Origin of the sequence: Gracilimonas tropica DSM 19535 (assembly GCF_000375425.1) — a bacterium.
Taxonomy (GTDB): domain Bacteria; phylum Bacteroidota; class Rhodothermia; order Balneolales; family Balneolaceae; genus Gracilimonas; species Gracilimonas tropica.
Window position 1 is genome coordinate 541368 of the sequence record NZ_AQXG01000002.1, and the last position, 8788, is coordinate 550155.

The following is an 8788-nucleotide window of genomic DNA, read 5'->3' on the forward strand; positions in this document are numbered from 1 at the left end:
TACTACAAAAAGATGAGCAAATTCGATTCCGATTCCTTAAAAAAAATACTGTACCTGGATGTGGGGAACTCTTCCATCAAAGGTGCCTTTCGGCAGGGTTTTGATTGGGAAACTATTCATCCTAAAGGCAGTTTTTCGGCTTCAGATCTCATTAAATGGATCGGAGATCATCCCCAAAAATTTGAATTAATCGTGTTATCAGGTGTACGAAAGGATGTGCTGGAAGCCGTGCGCATGAATCTCGAAAATGTTTCCCTTAAAGAGATCACCATACAAGATGTACCCCGCGATTTATTGGATTATGAAACAGTAGATACCCTCGGGATCGATCGGTTTCTTGCTTGTTATGGCGCAACCGGACAAACTTCAAGCTCAGTAGTGGTAATTGATGCAGGAACTGCCATTACGGTTGATTTCATGGATCAGGATGATGTTTTTCGGGGCGGAGTCATAGCGCCGGGTTTGCCCTATTTTATGGAGATCTTACCGAAGAAGGCGCCTGCTCTTCCCAATGTTGACATCGCGCTTCCCAAAAACTGGCCCGGAAAAAGCACAAAGGAGTCTTTGCAATGGGGACAAGCAGGTTTCTACAAAATGGCTCTCGAAAAAATGATGGAGATGTATGAAATGAAATTTGGACCGTTTGATTTGTTCATCACCGGTGGAAATGGGAGCCTGATCGATACTATAGTGGAAAAGGAATCCCGGTTACGTCCTTACCTGGTTTTTGAGGGAATGGAGCGTTTAGTAAATCGTAAAAATTGAACCAAGATTACTAATCTAAACTCTATTTGATTATTTATTCATTTGGCTACGAATAAGTGCGTACACCATTTCCAGGGCAACTTTATTTTTGCCGCCCCGGGGAATGATTACATCTGCATATCGTTTGTTAGGCTCCACAAATTCGAGGTGCATCGGGCGCACAAATTTCTGATACTGATTCAGCACACTTTCCACCGAACGTCCCCGCTCTTCAATGTCTCTTTGCAGTCTTCTTAGCAGTCGTACATCATCATCGGTATCCACATAGATCTTTACATCCATCAGGGCTCTTAGTTCAGGTTCACTGAAAATGAGGATCCCATCTATTAAGATCACTTTGGATGGAGTTGCCGTAATGGTTTCTTCCTTTCTGGTATGCTTCTCAAAATCATAAACCGGAACTTCTACCGGATAGCCTTCCATCAATGCCTTGATATGGCGGATCATGAGTTCTGTTTCAAGGGAAGCGGGGTGGTCAAAATTCTGTTTGGTGCGCTCCTCAAAAGGCAGATGATCCAGTTCACGATAATACGAATCGTGCTCTATTCTGAGGATATTATCTGCCGCAAATTCATCACAAATATAATTTACAACGGTTGTTTTGCCGGAGCCGCTTCCTCCGGCTACGCCAATGATCAAAGGATTTTCTGACATGTATAATTAGTTTGAAGAGACGTTGTATGCCTGTTTTTTCTCGTATTCTACTTTATAATCCCGAATGGCACGGAATAGTGCTGAGGCCATAATACTTTGTCCGTAGTCGCTGCTGAGGAATCGTTGTTCAGCCGGATTCGTAATGAAACCAAGTTCAACCAAAACAGCCGGCATAGACGCTTCAAAAAGCACCTGGAACCCCGCCTGCTTTACTCCTCTTGACTTACGCTGAGCACGATTTTTAAACTGATCTTCGATCATGTATGCGATCTTTTCACTGGTAGAAATATATCCGCTGTGCGCCAATTCATAGACTAAGAGATCTTCTTCGGTGAGGTCGCGATCCACTTCATTCCTAAATACGCTATTCTCCCGCTTCATGACCTCAAAAGATGCATCACTTTTATGAAGTCCCAAAAAATATACCTCTGCTCCTCTGACATATTGGTTATGAAAAGAATTGCAATGAATGGAAACATACAGATCTCCTTCAGCCAAATTTGCAAAATGCCCTAATTCAGCCAACCCTAAATAGGAGTCATCTGTGCGGGTGTAAACCACTTCTACTTCCGGAAGGTGCTCTTCGATGTAAGCCCCCAGCTTTAAGCCTACTGCCAGCGTAATATCTTTTTCTTTTACCCCTTTATGGCCAATAGAACCGGGATCTTCTCCACCATGTCCCGGATCAATCACAATTTTGTCAAAACGAAGTTTATCCTTTACTGTCTCATATAATTCTTGTCCGGGTATTGAATCCGGGGGGCCTACTGAGAGGGCATCTTCAGAAACGATCTCCTCATACCAGTTCTTGGCCAGAAATTGTTGAGAGTAACGTTCCAATTCAAGCTGACTTGAATTCGACAAATTCACCAGGATATCTTTTCCGTTTTGATCGAGATAGGCATTCGATTTTAGGTAAGTGTTTTCATCCAGGTAGATATCAATCCCATAACCATAGGCCAGTTTGTACAGGCGAACTTCGTTTAAGATCTCACTCTTTTCGGGCAAAGTGATATCAGTAGTATCGATCTGCTCATCATAAAGCGTCATTTGAATGAGATCCGGTGCAGGCTGTATGATATCAAAAGAATCTACAGGGGCCGTTAGATGATAACGAACTACAAATCCGTTGCCATCGCTACGGGCTGTATTCGACACTCTTTGCAAATGGGTGTTTTGTGCAAAACCGGATGCAAATGAGCATGAGAAAAAGATCAGCACCGAAAGCACTCGAAATAGAAATGAAGTGCGCATTTTTACGCCGTAATTCTTTATATGAACGTTATAACCTTAGCAGATGATACCCTAAATGTAAGATATTCTATTAACCATTGAAAGAGTTCCAAAAAAAGGATAAAGTACATTATACATGTTTTGAAATGACTTCTGTTGCTGTGAATTTAGTATCTTGTTTCAAAACGTAAGTATGGGTTTTTGTTAACAATTAGGATATTTTGATGAGCAACGAGTTTTCCAGGGAAGATATTTTAGCACAACTCCGGCAAGAAACCATAAAGAAATTCAGGGATTCCCTGCTCAAAACCCTTTCTGATGAAGTCGCACTGCTTCGTCCCCTTCTCGTTGCCGCCAGTGAAAAGATCGTTTCTGGCCAAACAGATGAAGCATTGGGGGATTTGCTTGATGGTTTAAAGAAACAACTACATTTACCTGCTGAAGAAACCGCTCCTGATAAAGAAAAGACAAACGAAACACCGGTTCCGTGGATCGGGCAAATTCATACTCTTACTGGTGAGCTTGAAGAGGTCATTATCCTTCCTCAGGAAGAATCCCGCTTTTTTCCATTGCCTTCCGATTCTCCTTTTATCAAAACCGGTAAGCTCGGTAAGCGCCTTTTAAAAGAACTCCAAAAAGCAGGAAAGGCTGTTCAGGCTGTTTTCATAACAGATAAAAAGACCGAACCGGTTTGGATGCACACGATTCCTTTGAGGAATCTTTCGGCTTTTCATTTGATGGATGTATCGAACACTTTAAAAGCATGGAATAATGAGATCCATAAAATACATGCTGAAGTGCTTTTAGAAACCGATGCATGGACCCTGCATTCCAGTGGATTGATCCAATCTTCCCTGAACAAAAATGAGCAACCTGATTCAGAGGATTCGGATCAGCAACAATCAATAGCGGTTAATTATGACTCTATTCCTGATCAGGATGATATGGAATCCTTTTTTCAGGAGGTGATCAAACGACTTGATTCCCTTGAAAAAACGTATGGCAAGCTAATTAAAGAACAAACGGAATCGATCAAAGAGCATATTTTCCATGCCATATCGATCACAGGAACCATTGAACGATCCGTTGCCGATTATAGCAAGAATGCGGTTGCCCTAAAGGAGGAAAATGTAAAAGGCCAGATTCAACAAAACCGGGATCAATGGAATGAGATTTTGCGAGCACTGCTCAACCGATGTCAGCTTTCCACTGATTTCATCGGACTTTACACGCAGTCCAAAGAACGGATAGAAGGTTTTAACCGATCGTTAGAGGAGTTTTTCTCTGATCATTTTGAGTCTCCTTCTAAGGCCCTTTTGGAACTATTGAATGAAGCACAAGAGATCTTCGAAGATCAGGAAGGCCGATCAATGAAAGAGATTCAGGCGCTCAGTGAGAAGCATTTATCGAAGATGGATGAGCACCTGACCAAGAAACTCATTGAGCCGGCCAATGACTTAATACAGGATGCGGCACTGGGTTCCAAACTTGAACGTTTTACTTCGGCCATCCCCGAGTGGACAAAGAATCAGCGGAAGCAAGCAATTTTGGTGGAGTCACTTGATCTGACTGTGTTGCCGCCCAGGTTTCAGCTTGAAAATGTAGAATGGCAATCGCTTGTTCAGCGCGTTCTCAATAATCAAATTGCAAAAGAGTTTGTCCCCAAGCAGGTTAAACCGGAAGCATTCTTATCTGAGATCACTTCTGAAATACAAGAGATTGCCCAAATCGTTCTTACGAATATTGAAATTGCCGATGAGGTAAAAAAATCAGATGAGGAAGATCCTCTCCAGGTAGCAAAAGAGGGTTTGGAACGAGCCCGCACCAAACTGGAAGAAGTGATCAAAAAGATCGACTCAAAAAAAACAGAATTAAGTGCGAAACTTACGGAAAAGAAAAACATAGCTTTTTCGAAGCTGGCCATGCTGTTGGAGAAACAGAACGTGAATGAGCTCCGGTTGGCCGGTGCACAATACATGGCCAAGGAAACAGCTGTTGACTGGAAAATCAGATTACAGGTGCAGTGGGCCAGATTTACCGAGAAAACAGAGCTTTTTGCCCGATTCATTTGGAAGAAAGTTAAGGCCTATTACAAGATCATATCCAAATTTCTGGGTTTTGCAGAAAAAGAAAAATTAGAGGGTGACACTACCGATCTGGCTACTTTTCTTTCCGAAACCGACGAACAGATCGCCAGCCTTCCTTTTATCTATCGGCGACTATTTGATTTTCATAAAGAAGTGGAAGACCGATTCTATATTCGCAAGCCGGAGCAATTTGACCGGTTGAAGAAAGGGTATGAAATGTGGCAAAATAATTTCCCGTCCTCTTTTTCCATTGTAGGTGAAAAAGGCAGCGGTAAAAGCCTTTTTATCCGGATGCTTAAGGAGGAGATCCTTACCCGGCATGATGTGATTGAGATCAATTTCCAAGGCACATTCTGGAAACCTGAAGAAATCGTTAAGCTGATCGCCAAAGGGCTTAAGATCGAGGGAGCAGAAACGTTTGAGGACCTTACAGAAGCCATTCGGAGAAAGAAAAAACGGGTCATTGTGATCCTCGAAAATGTTCAAAACTGTTTTGTTCGGAATATCTCCGGTTTTGATGCTCTCGAGCAACTGTTGCTGCTGATCTCCGAAACCAATAAGGAAATTCTTTGGGTGGCAAGCAGTACCCGCTACGGTTGGCTCTATTTAGATAAGGTGCTGAATGTGGTCGATTACTTTACGCATGCTGTTGAAACCGACAACCTTACCGCTCAACAAATCGAAGAACTTATTTTAAGGCGACACCGGGCAAGCGGATACCAGTTAAAATTCTTGCCGGATGAAACAACCAAAAACAGCAGAAGCTATAAAAAACACCTGGATGATGAGGAAAAGTCCCAGGAATACCTGAAGAACCGTTACTTCGAGAAGCTGGCAAAACTGGCAGAAGGCAATTCTTCCGTAGCCATGATCTATTGGATACGATCCATCAAAGAACATGATGAGACTCATTTTTGTATCAATCCTTTTGAATTTGGTGCTCTCAATAGAATTCAGGAATTAGACAGTGAAGAACTCTTTGCCCTTGCCGCATTTATGCTTCATGATTTTTTAACGGCCGAAGAACTATCGATGACCGTACATCAGTCTTTACGGGAAAGTCAACTGACGGCATCGCGGCTCAGCTCGCAATCCATTTTAGTGGAAGCCCCTCACGGCTTTTCCATCAATCAGCTTATTTATCGCCAAATTGCCCGGACCTTGAAAGAAGCAAACTATATACATTGATCCTCATGAATTTTTTAAAACAATTACTCTGCTCTGTGTTTCTTTTGGCGGTATTCGCCGGACATTCGATTCCGGCTACAGCTTTCCAGGATGCCGTTCCGGATACCGTTACTACTCCGCAGGACTCTTCCCTTACTCAACGTGTCGACTCACTTTTAAACGACCGCCTTGCCCGGTTTGATTCTCTTTCTTCACGATTGGAAGAACGCTTTTTTGGTAAGTCAACGGCCGACGAGGACACTTCTTCATCGCTTGAGGGTAATACTGAAGAAGCCCTGGCTCAGCTTGAGCAAGTAATTTCATGGCCGAAGGTCATTACCATCATTTTCTTTTTTATTCTCACCTATTATTTCACGGTTTTTGTTGGAAAGTTGCTTGACAACTTTTCCGAGAGGGTTTCAAAGTACCGGCTTAGAATTAAAAGAATGGTTCCCATCGTTCGGGTGATAACCTGGACACTAGCTATTTATATTGCTATTGCAGGAATCATTCACCCCCCCTACGCCACAGTTATCACAGTATTGGCATCGGTTGGTATTGCCGTAGGTCTTGCCGCTCAGGATGTACTCAAGAATTTGTTTGGCGGAATTATGCTTATTTTGGATCGGCCATTTCAGGTGGGCGATAAGATCCAGTTTGCAGATCATTATGGCGAAGTTCAGCAGATCGGCCTTCGTTCCAGTCGTATTGTTACGCCTGGAGACTCCGTGGTTACCATTCCCAATGGAGAATTGATCCGAACTGCCGTTTCCAACGCCAATTCCGGAGCACTTGACTGTTTAGTGATCACCAATATTTACCTGCCCGCCAACTGCCCCATCGAGGCCGTGAAAGAGATCGCTTACAAGGCGGTGGTCTCCTCTCGGTTTGTGTACTTGAAAAAACCGATCAGTATTATGACGGAAAATGAGATGCATGAGCGTCGGTTCATTCTAAAACTAAAAGTAAAGGCCTATGTGCTGGATATACGATATGAATTTCCATTTCAGAGTGACGTTACGGAACTGATACTGACTGAACTCACAAAGCAAGGATATATACGGGATGAGTTTCCTCTCAAAGAACTAAATGATTAAAACAAAATCACATACAATATCATGAAAACACTACATTTATTAGCTCCACTCATCATCCTTTTTGTATGCTCTGCCTGTAGCAGCAAAGAGCAGCCTGCCATGAACATTGACGATCGACTGGATCAGTACACCCCCTTTACGTTAACCGCTGATCTGTCTGAACTAACTGATAATCAAAAGAAGATGATCCCTTTGTTGATCGGCGCAGCACAAGAGATGGAATCTGTATTCTGGAAGCAGGCTTACGGAGACAAAGAGGAACTCATGGCAAAACTATCTGAAAAAGAACAACGATTTGCTCAGATAAACTATGGTCCGTGGGACCGCCTGAATGGCAACGAGCCTTTTGTTGCAGGCGTAGGACCAAAACCTGCAGGTGCCAACTTTTATCCCGACGATATGACCAATAAGGAGTTCGAAGCATGGGATTCTGAAGCAAAAGATGACCTTTATACCGTTGTACGCCGCAACGAAAATGGGGATCTTACCGCCATTCCCTACCATGAAGCGTTTGCTGAAGAGCATGAGAATGCAGCAAGATTACTCAATGAAGCCGCTGAACTTGCCGAAGATCCGGGCTTCAAAGAATATTTACAGCTGCGGGCCGAAGCACTGCTCACTGATGACTATCAGGAAAGTGATTTTGCATGGATGGATATGAAAAACAACGTACTTGAGATCGTTATAGGACCTATTGAAACCTATGAAGACCAGCTATTTGGATACAAAGCAGCTCACGAAACTTTTGTACTGTTGAAAGACAAGCAATGGAGCGAACGGCTTTCTAAATATGCTGCTGTACTGCCTGAACTGCAACGCGGACTGCCTGTTCCGGAAGAATACAAAACGGAAACTCCGGGTACCGATTCCGACTTAGGTGCTTACGATGTGATCTATACGTCCGGTGATGCCAATGCCGGTTCAAAAACCATTGCCATAAACTTACCTAATGACGAAGAAGTGCAGCTTGAAAAAGGCACACGCCGTTTGCAGCTTAAAAACGCGATGCGTGCCAAGTACGATAAGATCCTGATCCCTATTTCTGAAGTGCTCATTGCGCAGGACCAGCGCCAGTACATCAGCTTTGATGCCTTCTTCGGAAATACCATGTTCCATGAGGTAGCTCACGGCTTGGGTATCAAAAATACTATTTCCGGAAATGGAACGGTTAGGGAAGCACCGAAGAATCATGCTTCGGCTTTGGAAGAAGGAAAAGCGGATGTTCTTGGCCTCTACATGGTGAATGCATTGCGTGAGAAAGGAATGATCAATGAAGGCAGTTCGGAAGAAGACTATGTAACCTTCCTCGCCAGCATCTTTCGTTCCATCCGGTTTGGGTCCGCCAGCGCTCACGGGCGAGCCAACCTGATCCGATTCAACTATTTCCAGGAATTTGGAGCTTTCAGTTATGATGAAACCACCGGTACTTACCGCATCAACTTTGATAAAGTGGATGAAGCGGTAGCTTCTCTTTCTGAAAAGATCCTCACCCTTCAGGGCAACGGAGATTATGAAGCCGTCGATGCTTTTGTACAAAAATATGCTGTGGAATCTGAGCAGCTTAAGTCTTCTTTAGCCAAGCTCTCAGAACAAAATATCCCGGTCGATATCACTTTTGAGCAAGGTGTTGGTGTTCTTGGCTTGAATTAATTCACATCTGTTTCATTTCCAAAAAAAGCGTCCCTTTTCCGGGGGACGCTTTTTTTATTCATCCTATTGATAAGAACGAGCCTTCTTCACAAAGCCTTTCGATTCTTAGTTTTGCAGATCCTGCTCCAATGGCTG

6 protein-coding genes are annotated in these 8788 nt (G+C 43.3%); 4 read left to right on the forward strand and 2 right to left on the reverse strand.

Annotated features, from left to right (window positions below; genetic code table 11):
* The first annotated feature begins 12 nt into the window (after positions 1 to 12).
* Positions 13 to 765, forward strand: coding sequence for a type III pantothenate kinase (locus B151_RS0106050; RefSeq protein ID WP_020402715.1), 753 nt, complete (start codon positions 13 to 15; stop codon positions 763 to 765).
* A 30-nt stretch (positions 766 to 795) separates the two neighbouring features.
* Here the strand turns inward: B151_RS0106050 and udk are convergent, their stop codons facing one another.
* Positions 796 to 1419, reverse strand: a complete 624-nt coding sequence (gene udk, locus B151_RS0106055; protein WP_020402716.1) for a uridine kinase — start codon at positions 1417 to 1419, stop codon at positions 796 to 798.
* A 6-nt stretch (positions 1420 to 1425) separates the two neighbouring features.
* Positions 1426 to 2673 carry an N-acetylmuramoyl-L-alanine amidase family protein gene (locus B151_RS0106060; RefSeq protein ID WP_020402717.1) on the reverse strand — a complete coding sequence of 416 codons (1248 nt, stop codon included), beginning with the start codon at positions 2671 to 2673 and terminating at the stop codon, positions 1426 to 1428.
* Positions 2674 to 2876: 203 nt separating this feature from the next.
* Here B151_RS0106060 and B151_RS0106065 point away from each other — a divergent pair, with 203 nt between their 5' ends.
* Genes B151_RS0106065 through B151_RS0106075 form a run of 3 tightly spaced genes read left to right on the forward strand, consistent with a single transcriptional unit; the run spans position 2877 to position 8653 of the window.
* Positions 2877 to 5927 (forward strand): ATP-binding protein, encoded by a 3051-nt coding sequence (locus B151_RS0106065; RefSeq protein WP_020402718.1) that lies wholly within the window; start codon positions 2877 to 2879, stop codon positions 5925 to 5927.
* Positions 5928 to 5932: 5 nt separating this feature from the next.
* Positions 5933 to 7003, forward strand: coding sequence for a mechanosensitive ion channel family protein (locus tag B151_RS0106070; protein WP_157470702.1), 1071 nt, complete (start codon positions 5933 to 5935; stop codon positions 7001 to 7003).
* Positions 7004 to 7024: 21 nt separating this feature from the next.
* Positions 7025 to 8653, forward strand: coding sequence for a dipeptidyl-peptidase 3 family protein (locus tag B151_RS0106075; protein ID WP_020402720.1), 1629 nt, complete (start codon positions 7025 to 7027; stop codon positions 8651 to 8653).
* The last annotated feature ends 135 nt before the right edge of the window (positions 8654 to 8788 follow it).